This window comes from Cryptosporangium minutisporangium (assembly GCF_039536245.1).
GTDB classification, from domain to species: Bacteria; Actinomycetota; Actinomycetes; order Mycobacteriales; family Cryptosporangiaceae; genus Cryptosporangium; species Cryptosporangium minutisporangium.
The window spans coordinates 211,910-229,177 of record NZ_BAAAYN010000044.1; the positions used below are offsets into that span (position 1 = coordinate 211,910).

General features: G+C 71.3%; 12 protein-coding genes and 1 pseudogene. 9 read left to right on the top strand and 4 right to left on the bottom strand.

Going from position 1 to position 17,268, the window contains the following annotated elements; all coding sequences use genetic code 11:
- Nucleotides 1-82: 82 nt before the first annotated feature.
- Nucleotides 83-1,654: an MFS transporter gene (locus tag ABEB28_RS31300; protein ID WP_345731844.1), complete on the top strand. Its 1,572-nt coding sequence runs from the start codon at nucleotides 83-85 to the stop codon at nucleotides 1,652-1,654.
- Between the two features lie 140 nt (nucleotides 1,655-1,794).
- Entirely contained in the window at nucleotides 1,795-2,826 is a 1,032-nt protein-coding gene (gene fbaA, locus ABEB28_RS31305) for a class II fructose-bisphosphate aldolase (RefSeq protein ID WP_345731845.1), read from the top strand.
- 67 nt (nucleotides 2,827-2,893) lie between these two features.
- Here fbaA and ABEB28_RS31310 read toward each other — a convergent pair whose 3' ends face one another.
- The gene (locus tag ABEB28_RS31310) at nucleotides 2,894-4,003 is read right to left on the bottom strand and encodes an LOG family protein (RefSeq protein ID WP_376980436.1); all 1,110 of its coding nucleotides are present in this window, start codon (nucleotides 4,001-4,003) and stop codon (nucleotides 2,894-2,896) included.
- A gap of 233 nt (nucleotides 4,004-4,236) precedes the next feature.
- Between ABEB28_RS31310 and ABEB28_RS31315 the strand changes: the two genes are divergently transcribed.
- A complete protein-coding gene (locus ABEB28_RS31315) occupies nucleotides 4,237-4,659 on the top strand; it encodes a DUF3151 domain-containing protein (protein ID WP_345731846.1) in 423 nt (140 codons plus the stop codon).
- Nucleotides 4,660-4,763: 104 nt separating this feature from the next.
- Here ABEB28_RS31315 and ABEB28_RS31320 read toward each other — a convergent pair.
- A pseudogene (locus ABEB28_RS31320) lies at nucleotides 4,764-5,537 on the bottom strand (MinD/ParA family ATP-binding protein); the annotation flags it as partial.
- Between the two features lie 1,880 nt (nucleotides 5,538-7,417).
- On the bottom strand, nucleotides 7,418-8,302 hold the full coding sequence (locus tag ABEB28_RS31325) for a diacylglycerol/lipid kinase family protein (protein WP_345731847.1): 885 nt from the start codon (nucleotides 8,300-8,302) through the stop codon (nucleotides 7,418-7,420).
- An 89-nt stretch (nucleotides 8,303-8,391) separates the two neighbouring features.
- Between ABEB28_RS31325 and ABEB28_RS31330 the strand changes: the two genes are divergently transcribed.
- The 3 genes from ABEB28_RS31330 (at nucleotide 8,392) to ABEB28_RS31340 (ending at nucleotide 12,129) form a co-directional block, all read left to right on the top strand.
- The gene (locus tag ABEB28_RS31330; protein WP_345731848.1) at nucleotides 8,392-9,678 is read left to right on the top strand and encodes an adenylosuccinate synthase; all 1,287 of its coding nucleotides are present in this window, start codon (nucleotides 8,392-8,394) and stop codon (nucleotides 9,676-9,678) included.
- A gap of 274 nt (nucleotides 9,679-9,952) precedes the next feature.
- On the top strand, nucleotides 9,953-11,068 hold the full coding sequence (locus ABEB28_RS31335) for a transporter substrate-binding domain-containing protein (protein WP_345731849.1): 1,116 nt from the start codon (nucleotides 9,953-9,955) through the stop codon (nucleotides 11,066-11,068).
- Nucleotides 11,065-12,129 (top strand): hypothetical protein, encoded by a 1,065-nt coding sequence (locus ABEB28_RS31340; RefSeq protein ID WP_345731850.1) that lies wholly within the window; start codon nucleotides 11,065-11,067, stop codon nucleotides 12,127-12,129. Before ABEB28_RS31335 ends, ABEB28_RS31340 begins: the two co-directional genes overlap by 4 nt.
- Nucleotides 12,130-12,162: 33 nt before the next feature.
- On the opposite strand, the gene pdxR is transcribed toward ABEB28_RS31340, so the two are convergent.
- Entirely contained in the window at nucleotides 12,163-13,638 is a 1,476-nt protein-coding gene (gene pdxR, locus ABEB28_RS31345) for a MocR-like pyridoxine biosynthesis transcription factor PdxR (protein WP_376980434.1), read from the bottom strand.
- 114 nt (nucleotides 13,639-13,752) lie between these two features.
- Between pdxR and ABEB28_RS31350 the strand changes: the two genes are divergently transcribed.
- From ABEB28_RS31350 to ABEB28_RS31360, 3 genes are all read left to right on the top strand, one after another.
- On the top strand, nucleotides 13,753-15,258 hold the full coding sequence (locus ABEB28_RS31350; RefSeq protein ID WP_345732046.1) for a CoA-acylating methylmalonate-semialdehyde dehydrogenase: 1,506 nt from the start codon (nucleotides 13,753-13,755) through the stop codon (nucleotides 15,256-15,258).
- An 11-nt stretch (nucleotides 15,259-15,269) separates the two neighbouring features.
- A complete protein-coding gene (locus ABEB28_RS31355; RefSeq protein WP_345731852.1) occupies nucleotides 15,270-16,619 on the top strand; it encodes an aspartate aminotransferase family protein in 1,350 nt (449 codons plus the stop codon).
- A 120-nt stretch (nucleotides 16,620-16,739) separates the two neighbouring features.
- Nucleotides 16,740-17,156 carry a hypothetical protein gene (locus ABEB28_RS31360; protein ID WP_345731853.1) on the top strand — a complete coding sequence of 139 codons (417 nt, stop codon included), beginning with the start codon at nucleotides 16,740-16,742 and terminating at the stop codon, nucleotides 17,154-17,156.
- Nucleotides 17,157-17,268 lie beyond the last annotated feature (112 nt).

A 17,268-nucleotide genomic window follows, 5' to 3' on the forward strand; every position in this document is an offset into this window, starting at 1 on the left:
ATCCTATCCGTTGACAGTGGTAGGGCAACGGGCGTACACCTACAGGCGTCAGGCTACGGCCGTACAGGAACGCGGAGGGATCGTGGAAGAGACCAAGCAGCACCCGGGCTGGACGCTGGCCGTGGTGTGCGCGGCGATGTTCATGCTCTTGCTCGACCTCACGGTGGTGGCGGTCGCGCTCGGCGAGCTACAACGCGACTTCGACGCCGACCTCGCCGAGCTGCAGTGGGTGGTGGACGCGTACACGTTGCCGTTGGCCGGGCTGCTCCTCACCGCCGCGACGCTCGGTGACCGGGTCGGGCGTCGGCGGATCTTCGCGGCCGGACTGGTGTTGTTCACGATCGGCTCGCTGGCGTGTGCGCTGGCCTGGTCCGCGCTCTCACTGGACGCGTTCCGCGCGCTCCAAGGCGTCGGGGCGGCGTTGCTGTTCGGCACCGGCCTACCCCTCATCGGGGCTGCGTTCCCCGATCCCCGTCGGCGTGCCGGAGCGATCGGGGTCTTCGGCGCCACGCTGACCGGCGCAACGGCGGTTGGTCCGCTGGTCGGTGGTGCGCTGGTCGACGGGCCGGGCTGGCGCTGGATCTTCCTGATCAACGTTCCGATCGGGTTGGCCGCGCTTGTCGCCACGCGGTGGCGGCTGAGCGAATCGCGTCCGGAGAACGCCCGCCGGGCCGACTGGCCGGGCACCGTCCTGCTCAGCGCCGGGCTGTTCGCGCTGCTGCTGGGGCTCATCCGGGGCCACGCGGACGGCTGGGGTTCGCCGCTGATCGTCGGCTTGTTCGTCGCCGCAGGCGTCCTCGTTGTCGGTTTTGTCGTGCGGCAGGCTACGGCGGCGCAGCCGATGGTCGACCTGAGCCTGTTCCGCTCGCCGACCTTCACCGGCGCCGCCCTGTCGGTGTTCACGGTCTCGGCGGCGCTCGTCGGGGCCACGACCTACCTGTCGCTGTACTTCCTCAACACGCTCGGGTACACGCCGTTCGAGGCCGGGCTGCGGTTCCTGCCCCTGACTCTCGCCTCGTTCGTTGCGGCGCCGCTGGCCGCCCAGGTCGCCCACCGGGTCTCGCCCCGACTGACGGTCGGCGGCAGCGTGCTGCTGGCCGCGCTGGGGATGGCGCTGATGAGCCAGGTGGACGGGGGGTCGGCGTGGACCGCGCTCGTTCCGGGCTTCGTCATCGCCGGGATCGGCATGGGCGTGCAGGGCGCGGTCGTGTCGCAAGCGTCGCTCGCCGCGGTGGAGCCCGCGCGGGCCGGCATGGCGACCGGTGTCGTCAACACGCTCCGACAGCTCGGGGTGGCGGCGGGTGTGGCGGTGTGGGGCGTGATCTTCCAGGCTCGGGTGGGGGACGAGGTGACGTCGCAGCTGTCCGGCTCGGGGCTGCCCGACAGCGACGTGCGGACGCTGGCCGACGCCGCAGGCGCCGGGGCGGGAACGCAGATCGTCTCGGCGGTGCCCGAGGCGCTGCGGGATCTGGTGAGCGCGGCGGCCCACTCGGCGAGCGCCGCCGGGATCGGCCGACTCATGTCGATCGGAGCCGTGGTCTCGGCGGTCGTCGGGGTGGCGGCGTTGATCCTGGTGCGGGTACCCGCGTCCACGTCGCCGGAGGCGGGCCCGGAGTCGGCGGTGGACGCCACCCCGGCCGGCGCCGCGGTCTGACGGGTCGGCCGGCGGGCGTCCGATCGCGCCCGGTTGGCGTGATCATTCCCGCTTTGTCTGGGCGGGCGGCTGCGACGTGCCCCGCTGGCAGGGAATACTGCGGGATTGAAGACGGCCGCACGACCCCGAGGAGCGCACTGATGCCTATCGCCACCCCCGAGGTGTACGCCGAGATGATCGACAAGGCGAAGGCCGGTTCCTTCGCCTACCCGGCCATCAACGTGTCCTCCTCGCAGACCCTGAACGCGGCCATCCGCGGCTTCGCGGAGGCGGAGAGCGACGGCATCATCCAGGTGTCGACCGGTGGCGCCGAGTACCTCTCCGGCCCGACGGTGAAGGACATGGTGACCGGCTCGGTCGCGCTGGCCGCGTTCGCCCACGAGGTCGCCAAGAAGTACGACGTCAACATCGCGCTGCACACCGACCACTGCCCGAAGGACAAGCTCGACGGGTTCGTCCGGCCGCTGCTCAAGATCAGCCAGGACCGGGTCGCCGCCGGCGAGAACCCGCTGTTCCAGTCCCACATGTGGGACGGTTCGGCGATCGACCTCGACGAGAACCTGAAGATCGCCCAGGAGCTACTGGCCGAGGCCGCCAAGGCGAAGATCATCCTCGAGATCGAGATCGGCGTCGTGGGCGGCGAAGAGGACGGCGTCGCGCACGACATCAACGAGAAGCTCTACACCGCCGAGGGCGACTTCCTGCACACGATCGACGCGCTCGGCAGCGGCGAGAAGGGCCGCTACCTGCTCGCCGCGACGTTCGGCAACGTGCACGGCGTCTACAAGCCGGGCAACGTCGTGCTCAAGCCCGAGGTGCTCAAGCGGGGCCAGGAAGTGGCGACCGAGAAGCTGGGCCTGGCGGCCGGGTCGAAGCCGTTCGACCTGGTCTTCCACGGCGGCTCGGGCTCGCTGCTGGAGGAGATCCACGAGTCGCTCGACTACGGCGTCGTGAAGATGAACGTGGACACCGACACCCAGTACGCGTTCACGCGGCCGATCGTCGACCACGTCTTCAAGAACTACGACGGCGTCCTGAAGGTCGACGGCGAGGTCGGCAACAAGAAGACCTACGACCCGCGGAGCTGGGGCAAGAGCGCCGAGGCCGGCATGGCCGCCCGCGTCGCCGAGGCCTGCCAGGCCCTGCGGTCGGCGGGCACCGCGAAGAAGTAGTCGTGTTCGAGGCGTTGCACGTTTGCGTTCCCTCTGAGGGCTGCGAACGTGCAACGCCTCTTCCGGCTCAGCCGCCGGTGAGCAGCGCCACCGCCTCGTCCACGTCGTCGGTGAGGTGGACCCGCGCCGGCTCGGTCGGCGCCTGGGCGAACAGCGGCCTGAGCAGCGCCTCCACCGGCAGCACCTCCGTCCAGTAGCGACGGTCCAAGAAAATCATCGGCCCGGACGCCCCGTCGCTGTTGTAGAACGCCTTCGTCGCGGCCTGGAACACCTCCTGGACGGTGCCCGCCTTGCCCGGCGCGAAGACGATGCCGCCACGCGCGGCTCGCAGGATCGTGTCCTCCCGGATCGCGTTCGAGAAGTACTTCGCGATCTGCCCGGCGAACAGGTTCGCCGGTTCGTGTCCGTAGAGCCAGGTCGGGATCGACAGCCCACCCGCCCACGGCTCCGCGCTCGGATACCGGGACCGCACCGCCAACGCCGCCGCGGTGTACGGCTCGTGGTCGGCGAAGTACGGCGCCGCCGTGAGTTCCTCGAGCGCGGACGGGAGCGCGGCGTCGGGGAGGTAGGCGCCCAGGTTCGCGGCCTCCATCACCCCCGGCCCACCGCCGGTCAGCACCAGCGCCCCGGCCCGGGTCAGCGCGTGCCCGAGCGCGGCTGCTTCCCGGTACGCGACCGATCCGCGTGGCTCGGCGTGCCCACCCATGACGCCCACCACCGGCCCGGCGTCCGGCGCGGACTTCCACGCGCCCAGCGCGTCGGTCAGCGCGTTGTCGATGCCGTGGTCGTGCAGGCGCTGGGACAGCGCCTCGCGAATCGGCGGCAGCGGGCCGCCGTGCTCCACGAAGTGCTCGTACACGGCCGTGTCGTACATCCCGGCGAAGCCGCCGCGCTCGAACCCCGCGGTGAGGTCGGCCGGGGTGTAGAGCGTCGACGGGTGGGTCGGGTACGGCGCGTGGGCGAGCTCCGGCACGACGGAAGCCCCGCGGCCGACGAGATCGGCGGCAACCTCCGTCGAGAGCCGGCACCCGAGGAACAGGGCGTCGTCCACCGCGACGCCGCTCAGGTCGATGCCGGTGAGGTCCAGTCCTTGGACGGCGAGCCCGGCGAGGCTTCGTTTGTCCAGCCACAGGCGGAGTTCGGCCAGGGTTTCGATTTCGTCCGGGGTGGCGTCCACCGTCCCATATTGCCGTCCGGGGCAAATCCGGCCGGCCGCCTGGGCGAATCCGGTGCAGTTCGTGTCAGATCCCCGACGTCCCGAATTTCCGGCGAGTTTCCTTGGAACGCGCGGCATGGTTTCCGCCCGGTGATTTGTTATTGCGAGCTAGCGGCGCAATTGCGTCGCGTAATACTGCCCACACCTGCAGGTACGTCGGTCCGCCACGTCCTCCCGCCCGTCAGGATGAACCCATGAGCCTTCCTCGTGACCTCCTCCCGCAGCCGCCCTCGACGCTCCTGCCGGAGGACCCGGAGGAACTGGCGGCCGTCCGAGCCGCCGCGGCCGGCGAGGAGGACCCGTCTGCCGTCGCGGCCCGCTACCCGACCAGCAGTGGCGCCTGGGCTGTCCTGGCCGACCAGGCGTTCGCGAAGGGCGACGCGATCGCCTCCTACGCGTACGCCCGCACCGGCTACCACCGCGGCCTCGACGCGCTGCGCCGCAACGGTTGGAAGGGCCACGGCCCGGTGCCGTTCTCGCACGAGGGCAACCAGGGATTCCTCCGGGCGCTGAACGCGCTGGCCCGCGCGGCGCTGGAGATCGGCGAGTCCGACGAGGCCGCCCGCTGCGCCCAGTTCCTCCGCGACTCGGACCCGTCTGCAGCAGACCGCATGTAGACGCACCTCGGACCGAACGAACGGCGGGCGCCCGGATGCCGGGTGCTCGCCGTTGTCGTCCGCGGGTCAGTGCACAGCCACCGGGGACGCCGCCGAGCGCCGCGTCAGAGGCCCTCGGCGATCGCCGCCGCGATGCGGAGCCACGCGTTGCGGGTACGGGACGAGAGATCGCCGTAACGGATCGGCTCGCCCGAGTCGAGCAGCCGCTCGTACGGCGCCAGCAGCACCGCCCGGGTCCGCGCCGCGAAGTGCCGCTGGATCGCCGGGAGGTCGACGTCCTTCCGGCTGGCCGGCATCGCGACCACGGTGACCGCCCGGCGCACGAGTTCGTGCCGCCCGGTCTGGTCGAGGTGGTCGAGCATCCGCGCGGCGGTCTCCGCGGAGTCGCCACGCGCAGACATCGTCACGACCAGCTGGTCGGTGGCGTCGATCGCGGCTTGCCAGTTCTCCGCCCGGACGTTGTTGCCGGTGTCGACGACGATCAGCTTGTAGAACCGGCTGACGACCTCGCGGATGTTGACGAACGCCTGCGCGGTGAGCATCTCACCGGCGGTCGCCGACTCGTCCGACGCCAGGACGTCGAACATCGCCTCGCCCTGGGACCGGACGAACGGTGTCAGGTCGCCGACCTTGCCCCCGCTGCTCTGGAAACTGGGGAGTGCGCGCAGCACGTCGCGGACGGTGTGCACGTGGTAGTCCTGCTGGGAGCGCATGCCCAGCGTGCCCTGGGTCTCGTTGTTGTCCCAGGCCAGCACGTATCCGCCGCGGTTCTGGCCGAACGTCATCGCGGTCATCAGCACGGCGACCGTCTTGCCGGCGCCGCCCTTCGGGTTCACCACGGTCACCTGGCGCAGCCCGCCGAAGTTCCGCCGGACCTTCCCCACCGCGTCGCGGTACTCGATCTCCCGCTTGGAGAGCTGCGGGCTCACGGTGCCGAACGTGACCCGCCGGATCAGCGCCGGCACGCCCATCGTCGGCTCCGGCGGTCGCGGGCGGTGTGCCCGCCGAGCGGCGAACTCCTCCGCGGTCGGCGGTACCGCCGGCTGGTCGAAACTCTGCGGCGTCGGACCGGTCCGCCACTCCGGCTGCGGCCGTGGGTGCTGTTCCCGTGCCTGCTGCGGACGCTCGGCAGCAGCGTCCGGCGCGGGCCGGTAGGAGTAGTGATCCGCGGGCCGATGCAGGTCGTGCGGGGCCGGCGGCGGTACCTGCGGCTGGGCTTCGGAGTGCGGTGGTGCGGCTGCCTGCGGTGGTGCTGGGTACTGGCCTTGGGCGAGCGGATCTGCGGCGGGCGGAGCGGACCACTCCTGGCTCGGCGGCGACTGATGCCCCGCCTCCGTGGACTCCGTCGGCCAGTGTGGCGCGGTCAGCGGATCGGGGTCGGCCGGCTGTCCGGACACGGGGTGCTCGAACACCGGCTGCCCAGAAATCGGCTGCCCTGAGATCGGCTGCCCTGAGATCGGCTGCCCGTAGTCCGGCTGCCCGGAAGTCGGCTGCCCGTACACGGGCTGGCCGGATGTGGGCTGGCCGGACGTGGGCTGGCCGGATGTGGGCTGGCCGGACGTCGGGTGGGCGGCCTGCGGCTCCCCTGACGTCGGTGCACCGGAAACGTGTGCGCCCGACACCGGGTTCGGCGCCGCGTACCCCTGCTCACCGGCTGGCTGCGCGGGCCACTGCGTCTGGTTCGGATCCGGCTGCGGCCACTGCTGGGCCGGCCACTGCTGAGCGGGCTGCTCCGGCCCCTGCTGGGCCGGGTGGGCCGGCGGCGGCTGGGCCGGCCACTGCTCCGACGGCTGCTGAGCCGGCCACTGCTGCTCCGACGGCTGCTGAGCCGGCCACTGCTGCTCCTGCGCCGGCCACTGCTGCCCCGCGGCCGGTGGCGGCCACTGGTTCTCCTGCCCCGGCCACTGCGTCTGTGCCGGCCACTGCTGCTGCGCGGGCCACTGGTTCTCCTGGCCCGGCCACTGCTGCTGGGCCGGATCCTGCTGCGGCCACTGTTGCTGCGCGGGCCACTGCTGTTCGGGCGCCGGCCACGCAGCCTGCTGCGGCCACTGCGCGGGCTGCTGCGCCGGCCACTGATCCGGCTGCTGATTCGGCTGCTGACCCGGAGGCTGTTGGGCGGGCCACTGCTCCGGTTGCTCGCCGGGCCACTGCTGCGGTTGCTCGGTCGGCTCGGCCTGGCCGGGCCAGCCCTGCGCCGACGGTGGCTGCCACTCCTCGCTCGGAGCCACCCCGGGCACGGTCTGCGCGTACGGACCGGGATGCGGGGGCGGCGTCGACTGAGGGCTGCCCGGAGTCGGCCAGTGCGGCATCGCCGGCTGTTCCGACGGCGACGGCGGGGCCGACGTGGTGGCGTCCGGACCCGGCTGCGCGGGCACGTCGGGCGTGTCGGAGAGCCGGACCACCCCGTTGCTGGCGGTGGTGCTGTCTACCCACCCCGAACCGCTCTGCAAATGCTCGGCCTTGGGCGTGCCGTTGGGTGGCGTCTCCGAGCCGTCCGTAGACGGCCACCCGATCGCAGACGGCTCGCCGGGCAAGTCGGCGTGCGCATCGGAGTCAGGACGGCCATTGGCCTCACCGTTGCTCTGGCCGGTGCCTTGCACGGGATTGGAACCCCCCAACGTTGTGGCCGGAGCATTGCAGAGTCTGGACCCGGTGTGGAGTGAGGATCGTCCAGCCAGCCCGTGCGCAGGAGGCTGAACCACCCTCAGCATGCCCAGTATCCATACTGCCGGTACCTACCGACGGCTGATAACGCCGGTTATTGGGTGTACACACCCCACGCTCCGCGCTCCATCCACCACGTCCGCTTCCGGGTAACGGTGCCGCTCACGCCGTCGTCGACCACCGGAACGCCCCCCGCGGAGGAGTCCGGTGCGTCGTTCGTCACGATGTTGAAGGACACGGCCCGGCCGCGCGCGCGTCGGACTTCGATCTCACCGTGGGCGCGGCGGCGGCCGAACAGGCCGCGCGGACGCGGGACCGGCAGCGCCAACCCCACCTCCAGGACGCCGTCCACCGGATCCGCGGTGGCCACCAGCGGCAAGCCGGTGAGGGTGGAGTACCCGTCGGCGTTGGCGATCGCGCAGGCCAGCAGCGGCTCGGTGCCGTCGGTGAGCACGTTGTCGTCGACGTCGATCCGGGCGTGCCAGGCGACCGGCCGGCCGGAGGAGTCCGCGCCGCCGAGCAGCGCACCGTGCAGCGTCACCGAACCGCCGTCGTGCCGCAGGAGGTCGACCCGGCGCTCGGTGCCTCCCAGGACGGCGGCGGCCACGTCCGCGGGCTGGCGCGGCAACCCCAATTTCGCCGCGAGATCGGCGTCCGAGTGCGCTTCGAGAGGCAGCACCCCGATGGCGGGGAGGTCCGGCACCGTGCGGTCGCTGGGCAGATCGGCGGGGCGCTCGCCGCCCCGCGGCAGCGACCGGCGGACCATCCGGCGCAGCACCGCCCGCAGCTGTCCGTCGCCACCGGCGACCACCAGACGGGCACCGTCCACCGTCGCCCGTTTGACGGCGGCGTCGACATCGCTGTCCGAATCCAGCTCGACTACCTCGACGTCCGCGCCCTTCCGCAGCGCGTCGCGACAGGACAGCACGGGCACCCGGGTTGCAACGCCCGGACCCGGCGCGAGTAGCAGCACGTCCACGTTCGTTAGCCTTACATCCTGTCCGTGTCGGCTGTGCCCCCACCCCGGGGAAACCGGCACGGCCCATTACCGGGGTTGATGGAGGACGTATGCCCGCGATCGTGCTCGTCGGTGCCCAATGGGGGGACGAGGGGAAGGGTAAGGCCACCGACCTTCTCGGCGACAAGGTCCAGTGGGTCGTGCGTTACCAGGGCGGGAACAACGCCGGCCACACCGTGATCACCCCGGACGGGGAGAAGTACGCGCTCCACTTGATCCCCTCCGGCATCCTGACGCCCGGCGCGACGTCGGTGATCGGGAACGGCGTGGTGGTCGACCCGGCCGTGCTGATCGGGGAGATGGACGGCCTCATCGAGCGTGGCGTCGACGTGTCCCGCCTGAAGATCTCGGCGGACGCGCACTTGATCATGCCGCACCACCGAGCGCTGGATAAGGTCACCGAGCGTTATCTCGGCAAGGCGCGGATCGGCACCACCGGCCGGGGCATCGGCCCGGCGTACGGCGACAAGCTGGCCCGGATCGGTATCCGGGTCGCCGACCTGCTCGACCCGGGCATCCTGAGCCGCAAGCTCGACACGGTGCTCGCCGAGAAGAACCAGATCCTGGTCAAGGTCTACAACCGCAAGGCGCTGGACCCGGCCGCCGTGGCCGAGGAGTACCTGGGCTACGCCGAGCGACTTAAGCCGCACATCGCCGACACCCGGCTGCTGTTGAACAAGGCGCTGGAGCACGGCGACACGATCCTGCTCGAAGGCTCGCAAGGCACGCTGCTCGACGTCGACCACGGCACCTATCCGTTCGTCACCTCGTCGAACCCGACCTCCGGCGGAGCCTGCGCGGGCAGCGGCATCGGCCCGACCCGGATCACCAAGGTGATCGGGATCCTGAAGGCGTACACGACGCGGGTCGGATCCGGCCCGTTCCCGACCGAGCTGAACGACGAGTACGGCGAGCGGCTCCGCAAGATCGGCGGCGAGGTCGGCGTGACGACCGGCCGCAACCGGCGGACCGGCTGGTTCGACGCGGTGATCGCTCGGTACGCGACCCGGGTGAACGGCCTGACCGACATCTTCCTGACCAAGCTCGACGTGCTGTCGGGGCTCGACCGCGTGCCGATCTGCGTCGCTTATGACGTCGACGGCGAGCGGATGGACGACATGCCGATGACGCAGACCGACTTCCACCACGCGAAGCCGATTTACGAGTACCTCGACGGGTGGTGGGAGGACCTGTCCGACATCCGGACGTTCGCCGACCTGCCGAAGAACGCGCAGGCCTACGTCACCCGGCTCGAAGAGCTGTCCGGCACGCAGGTGAGCGTGATCGGCGTGGGGCCGGGCCGCGACCAGAATGTCGTCGTCAGGGATCTCGTCTGATCGTTTGTGACCGGTTTGGTCGGGACGCGGAGTGACGTCAGTTCGCCGACGGGATCGCCGCGATCGTCCGCCGCCAGGGGGCCGGTCTGTACTGACGGCCGTGTCCACCGGCTAGTCGCGCCGCGCGGGGGCTACGTCCCCGCGCGGCGCTTTTGCGCTGGGCCGGGGCCGTGTTTGTGAGGTGATCGACGGCGGTCGGGTCCGCGGCTGATGCACGATCCCGCTATAACGGCGGTACGAGACGACGCTGCTGGGCGTGCGGAAGGCGGTGACGATGGGTTCTTCGCCCACGGACGACGAGCAGCCGTCGCCGCCACCCGACCCGCCGCCCTCCGACGAAACCGCCGGCAGCACCGCTCCGGGCGGGTTCACCGCACCGCCGCGCAGCGGTCTGCCGCCGCGGTGGGTCGGCGGCGGCCGGACGTTATCCAAGTTCGACGGCCTCGGCCTCGCCGCCCGGCTGGCCCGGCTGGCGGTGGTGGTGTTCCTGCTGGTGGGCGCCGTCGTTGTCGCCGCGGTGACGGTCAGCGGTGTCGGCCCGCCCTCCCAGGACGATCTCCGGCGGCAGGCCGGACTGCTCGACAAGCGTCAGCTGCTGATCGGCGTCAAGGACGACCAGCCCGGGATGTCGCTGCTGGAGAACGGCGTCTACCGGGGTTTCGACGTCGAGATCGCGTACCTGGTCGCCGCCAGCCTCGGGTTCACCCCGGACGACGTGCGCCTCCTGACGATCGAGAGCGAGGACCGAGCCCGGCGCCAGGCACTCGACGTGAAGACGAAGAAGATCGTCACGGTCGACCTGGTCGTCGCCACGTTCAGCATCACCGCCGCGCGCGAGGCCGACCCGGACGTCACGTTCTCGGCGCCGTACCTGCGCACCGAGCAGTCGGTGCTGACGCGGAAGAAGTCCGGCAAGCCGTACGAGGCGCTGTCCGACCTGGCCGGCCAGACCGTCTGCACGCTCAACACCACGACGTCGAAGCAGAACCTCGAGGCCGCGGGCGTCAACCCGGTCGGGAAGAACAAGATCAGCGAGTGCGTCCGCGGCCTCCGGGAGAAGCGGTACGACGCGGTCTCCACCGATGCGGCGATCCTGGCCGGGTTCGTGTTCCAAGACCCCGAAGCGTTCACGATCCACGACATAGGCGCCGAAGGCAGTGAGCTCTACGGCATCAACGTGGGCACGAATGAGGCGCTGAAGACACTCGTCGACCTGGCGCTCTACCGCTCGTACACCGAGCCGACCGACCGCCGCTGGGAGACCGCGTACGACACCTATCTGCGCCGGGAGCAGCCGGCCGCGATGCCGCAGCAAGTCGCCGTCGCCAAGCAGCCCGACGTCGAGAAGCCTTCGGTGCGGATCTGGCCCTGGCAGGAGCAACAACAGTGACCCGGCCGCAGCCGGTCATGCTCCCGGCCCGCCGACGTCGGGGCCGGGACCAGCAGTGGATGCTCACCGCGTTACCGGCTTTCCCGCTGCTCCTGCTCGTGCTGCGACTCTGGTACCTCAGCCGGCAGGACCTGCAGACGATGCTGCTGCTGGTGCAGAACGTGAGTCCGCTCGGGTTGATCGGCTCCCTGCTGATCACGTTGGTCTGGGTGCCCCCGGTGTTCATCCTGGTGGGGCGGGCGTTGGGGGCACTGCTGCTGGTCAGCTCGATCGACGCCGGCCGGTCGTGGCTCGCCCGTGCCGCCGGTCGGACCCCGGGGTGGGTGGTGCTGTCGGCGGTCGGGGTCGCGGCCGTCACCTGGCAGCTGCGATTCCTGCCGACGCTCGGCATGCTGCTGCTCGTCATCCTCGCGCTGGACGTCCGGCTGCGGTACGAGGACCACCCGCAGCTGGTCCGGCTGGCGTGCGTCGTCGTGCCGGTGGCCTGCTCCGTGCTGGGCCTGCTGCTGTTCGGCCCGGCCACCCTGGACGCTCTGCGGGCCGGTGAGGCGGAGACCGCGTTCCTGCTGATGGGGCCGGTGCTGGCGCTGCCGTTCCTGACCGGACCGTTGCCGGCACCGTCCGCCCGGCTGGTGACGCACTGGGTGGCGATGGCGGGGCTGGTGATCGGGCCGATCCTGGTCGCCGCGATCTTCGTCCAGGCACCGGTGCTGCCGGCCGTCGCGGTGGAACTCAAGCCGGACGTGGCCGGGCTGAGCCCCGAGGCCGACGACCCCGGGGTCGGGGAGCGGGACGACGTCACCGTGGTGCGCGGTCAGGTGATCACGGTGGACGACCGCACGACGACGCTGCTGGAGTCCGGCGGCAAGGTCCAGTTCGTCCCGAACGACGCGGTGATCTCGCAGGTGCTCTGCCCCGACCCGATCGCACCGCCGTACAGCGCGGTGACCGTGCACGGGTGGCAGGTCGAGCGGGCGATGCTGTCCTGGCTGGCGCCGTCGCGCTCGCAGACGGCGGAGCCCGACCCCCGCTGCCTCGGACGGCCCGCCCCACGACGCTGAGCGCCCGGGCGCGGCGATGCACGATTGTGGCCCCTATGACGGCCGCGAAGGTGCAAGGTCGCGCCAGGCGGTGGCCAGCTCGGCGATACCGGCGTCGATGCGGTCGGTGGGCACGCTGGCGAAGCCGATCTTGACCGCGTTCAGTCGCCTCGGGGCGCGCAGGTGGTAGGCGTCGCTCGGCTCGATCAGGACGCCACGGGTGCGTGCCGCCGCAGCGAGCGCGCGGCTGTTCAGATCGGGAGGCCCGACGGCCCAGAGGGCGGTGCCCCCGGCCGGGAAGGTGTCGCCGAAGGCCGGGCGCCACGCCAGGTGTTCCTCCACGGCCGCCACCGTGCGCCGCCACCGGTCACGCAAGATGGTCCGTGCCCGGCGGAGTGCCCGCGCGTAGTCGCCCGACGTGATCAGCAGCGCCAGAGCGCGTTGTTGCTGGCCAGGGACGTGACGTACGTGGAACCGGCGCCGTTCCCGCAGGGCGGCGACCAGCCGGGCGTCCGCCACCAGGAAGCCCAGTCGGAGGCCGGGAGCCAGGAACTTCGAGAAGCTGCCCAGGTACACGACCTGTCCGCGGTGGTCGAGCGCTTTCAACGCGGGCGTCGGACTACCGGAGTAGCGGAACTCGGCGTCGTAGTCGTCCTCGATGATCACCAGGTCGGGCGACGCGTCCAGCAGCTGGTGCCGGCGCCCGACGGTGAGCGTGACGTTCGTCGGGTACTGGTGGCTCGGCGTCACCGCCACCGCATCGCAGGAGGCCAGCGTGTCGGTCGGCACCAGCCCGCCACCGTCCACGTCCAGGGGCACCAGCGACGCTCCGGCCCGCACCGCGATGTGCCAGAGGTCCGGGTAGCCGGGATCCTCGACGGCCAGCCGTTTGCCCGGGCCGAGCAACTCACCGGCGATCAGCGCCTGGCCCTGCTGGGAGCCGAGCGTCACCAGCACCTGCGACGGGTCCGCGTCGATGCCGCGGGCCGGAAGGATGTGGCGGCACAGCGCCTCGACCAGCATCGGGTCGTCCGCGTCGCCGCTGTCGGACAGGCTCGGCCAGAAGTGCGGTGGCTCCAGCGCGGCGCGCAGGGCCCGCTGCCAGGCGCGGCGAGGGAAGAGATCGGCCGAGGGCTGACCGCTGAGGAACGGGTAGCGGTAGCGCTGCCAGTCGCGGGGGCGGTGCGAGATCGGCAGGTCGGCGTCGGGCGCCTGGACCAGCCGGGCGTCCCAGTCGAATCGGCCGTCCGTCCGCCGCGGGGCGGGCTCGGGCTCGGGCCGTAGCTCGGCGTTGACCGCGAGACCCGACCGTGGCATCGGCGTCACGTAGCCCTCGGCGATGAGCTCCTGGTAGGCGGTGACGACGGTGTTCCGGGAGACGCCGAGTGCGGTGGCGAGTTCGCGGGACGACGGCAACCGGCCTTCGGCCCCGATCCGCCCGGAAAGGATCTCCCGCTCCAGCGCGACCCGCAGTTGCCGGTAGAGCGGCACGCTGCTGCTCCGGTCCAGCTCGGCCAGGAGGGTCACCACACCAGCCTCGCACGCAACTGGACCCATTACAACGGCGTGAACTGGATCTTGGCACTGGTCCAGATCCGGGTGACGGTAGCCCTGGACCCCCACGACCCCCCGAAGGAGAAGCCGATGCGCACCGTCCCGCACTGGATCGACGGCAAGCCGACCGAGGGCGCCGTCGACGCCGGCGAGGTCCGCACCGGGCCGGTGTACGACCCGAGCAGCGGCGAGCAGATCGCCGCCGTGCCCTTCGCCGGCGCCGCAGACGTCGACACCGCCGTCGCCGCCGCGAAGGCCGCGTTCAAGACCTGGCGACGTTCGAGCCTCGCCCAGCGCACCCGCGTCCTGTTCGCGTTCCGGGAGCTGCTCGACCGCCACACCGACGAGCTGGCCCGCATCATCAGCCGCGAGCACGGCAAGACGGTCCCGGACGCCAAGGGCGAGGTCGCTCGCGGGCTGGAGATCGTCGAGTTCGCCTGCGGCATCGGCGAGCACATCAAGGGCGACCAGAGCCCCAACGTCTCGACCGGCGTCGACTCGTTCTCGGTGCGCCAGCCGCTGGGCGTCGTCGCCGGCATCACGCCGTTCAACTTCCCGGTCATGGTGCCGCTGTGGATGGCGCCGATCGCGATCGCCTGCGGCAACACGTTCGTCCTCAAGCCGAGCGAGAAGGACCCGTCGGCCGGCGTCCGGCTGGCCGAGCTGTGGGCCGAGGCCGGCCTGCCCGACGGCGTCTTCAACGTGCTGCACGGAGACAAGGTCGCGGTCGACGGCCTGCTGAACCACCCGGACGTCGCCGCGGTGAGCTTCGTCGGTTCGACGCCGATCGCGAAGTACATCCACCAGACCGCCAGCGCCAACGGCAAGCGTGTCCAGGCCCTCGGCGGCGCGAAGAACCACATGGTCGTGCTGCCCGACGCCGACCTGGACCTGGCCGCCGACGCCGCGGTCAGCGCGGGCTACGGTGCGGCCGGCGAGCGGTGCATGGCCGTCTCGGTCGTCGTCGCGGTCGGCGCGGTCGCGGACGAGCTGGTCGGCAAGATCGCTTCCCGGATCCCGAGTGTCAAGGTCGCACCGGGCGACGCGGCCGGCGCCGAGATGGGTCCGGTCATCTCCGCCCAGCACCGCGACAAGATCAAGAGCTACATCGACCAGGGCGAGGCCGCCGGTGCCACGCTCGTCGCCGACGGCCGCGCGGTCAGCGTCGAAGGCCGCGAGAACGGCTACTGGGTCGGCCCGACACTCTTCGACAACGTCGGCAAGGACATGTCGATCTACACCGACGAGATCTTCGGCCCGGTGCTCTCGGTCGTCCGCGCCGAGACCTACGACGACGCGCTCGAGCTGGTGAACAGCAACCCGTACGCGAACGGCGTGGCGCTGTTCACCTGCGACGGCGGCGTCGCCCGGCAGTTCGGGCTCGACGTCGAGGTTGGCATGGTCGGCATCAACGTGCCGATCCCGGTGCCGGTCGCCACCTACTCTTTCGGTGGCTGGCGGAACTCGCTCTTCGGCGACGTGCACATGTACGGGGCCGAGGGCGTGCGGTTCTGGACCCGAGGCAAGGTCGTCACGACGCGGTGGCCCGACCCGTCCCACCGTGGCGTCGACCTGGGTTTCCCCCAGAACAAGTAAGGAGCACTTGAATGACCGACGTCGAAGCTGGCGCGCGCGCCTACGAGCTGGACCGCGCGCACGTTTTCCACTCCTGGTCGGCGCAGTCGCTGATCAAGCCGATGGTGGTGGCCGGCGCGCAGGGCTCCTACATCTGGGACCCCGAGGGCAACCGGTACCTCGACTTCACCTCGCAGCTGGTGTTCACGAACATCGGGCACCAGCACCCGAAGGTGGTCGCCGCGATCCAGGAGCAGGCGGCGAAGCTCTGCACCGTGGCACCGGCGTTCGCGAACGACGTCCGGAGCGAGGCGGCGCGGCTGATCGTCGAGCGCGCGCCGGAGGGCCTGAACAAGGTCTTCTTCACCAACGGCGGCGCGGACGCCAACGAGAACGCGGTCCGGATGGCCCGGCTGCACACCGGTCGCCGCAAGGTGCTGACGACCTACCGCAGCTACCACGGCAACACGGCCACCGCGATGCAGATGACCGGGGACCCGCGCCGGTGGCCGAACGACGGCGCCGCGACCGACGTCCACCACTTCTTCGGGCCGTACCTGTACCGCTCGCCGTTCTGGGCGACGACCGAGGAGGAGGAGAACGACCGCGCGCTGGCCCACCTCGAGGCGACGATCCAGCTCGAGGGCCCGTCGACGATCGCCGCGATCGTGCTGGAGTCGATCCCTGGTACCGCCGGAATCCTGGTACCGCCGGGCGGTTACCTAGCCGGGGTCCGGGAGCTGTGCAACCGGTACGGCATCGTGTTCGTCGCCGACGAGGTGATGGCGGGCTTCGGCCGGGCCGGCGAGTGGTTCGCGGTGGACCACTGGGGCGTCACCCCGGACCTGATCACGTTCGCGAAGGGCGTGAACTCGGGTTACGTGCCGCTGGGCGGCGTCATCATCTCCGACGAGATCGCCGCGACGTTCGCCGAGCGTCCGTTCCCGGGCGGCCTCACGTACTCCGGTCACCCGCTGGCGTGCGCGGCGGCGGTCGCGACGATCAACGCGATGGCCGAGGAGGGCGTCGTCGAGAACGCAGCCCGGGTCGGCGAGGAGGTCTTCGAGCCCGGCCTGCGCGACCTGGCCTCCCGTCACCCGGTGATCGGTGAGGTCCGGGGCCTCGGCGTGTTCTGGGCACTCGACCTGGTGCGCAACCGGGAGACCCGGGAACCGCTGGTGCCCTACAACGCGGCCGGCGCCGACAACGCGCCGATGGCCGAGTTGCTGGCCGAGGCGAAGCGCCGCGGGCTGATCCCGTTCGTCAACATGAACCGGATGCACGTGGTGCCGCCGTGCACGATCAGCGACGGTGAGGCCAAGGAAGGCCTCGCGATCCTCGACGAGGTGTTCACCGTGCTGGACCGGCACTACCAGGGCTGATCCACGTTGCGGGGCGGGGCCGGTCGCGTTGGCGGCCGGCCCCGCGTCGCTGGACGGCACGTCACGGCGAGTTAATGAAACGGTACATCTTCTCTGCAATAGGCATGATCTACTCAAAAGGTGTCTCTACCGCTCTGCGTCCTCGCGCTCTCTCTCGGAACGGCGGTCGGTGCGGTACGCGGTAGCTGCCGATGTGCGTCCGCGCTCGCCGTTCTTGCTCCGGTCTGGGTCCTCGCCAACGGTCCCGTGGAGGGCCTGGTCCTCTGGACGCTCGACAGCGAGCACGGGCTCACGATGGCCGACCTGCTGACGATTCCGATGCTCTCGCTGGCAACCTGGCGGCTCGGACGGAGCACCGAGGTGCAGCGGTGGCTCGCTGCCCGGTCCGGGCCGGCGCCGCGTCCCCGGGTCGCACCACACCGGGTCACGCTGACGCGACTCGGCGGCCGACGGGCTCGGTCCGGCCCGCGCTCGGCGGCGCGCCTGTCCGACAGCGGCGTGACCATCGCCCCCGCCCGCGCCAGCAACCCCCACTGACCACCCGACGGGGTGGTTTCCCGAAAGCCAACCTCTGCGGGACCCGGGAGAGGTGGTCTTCCTACAAAACCCGCCCCGCGCCCGCCCTGCGGGCCCCGCGCGCCCGGTGCGG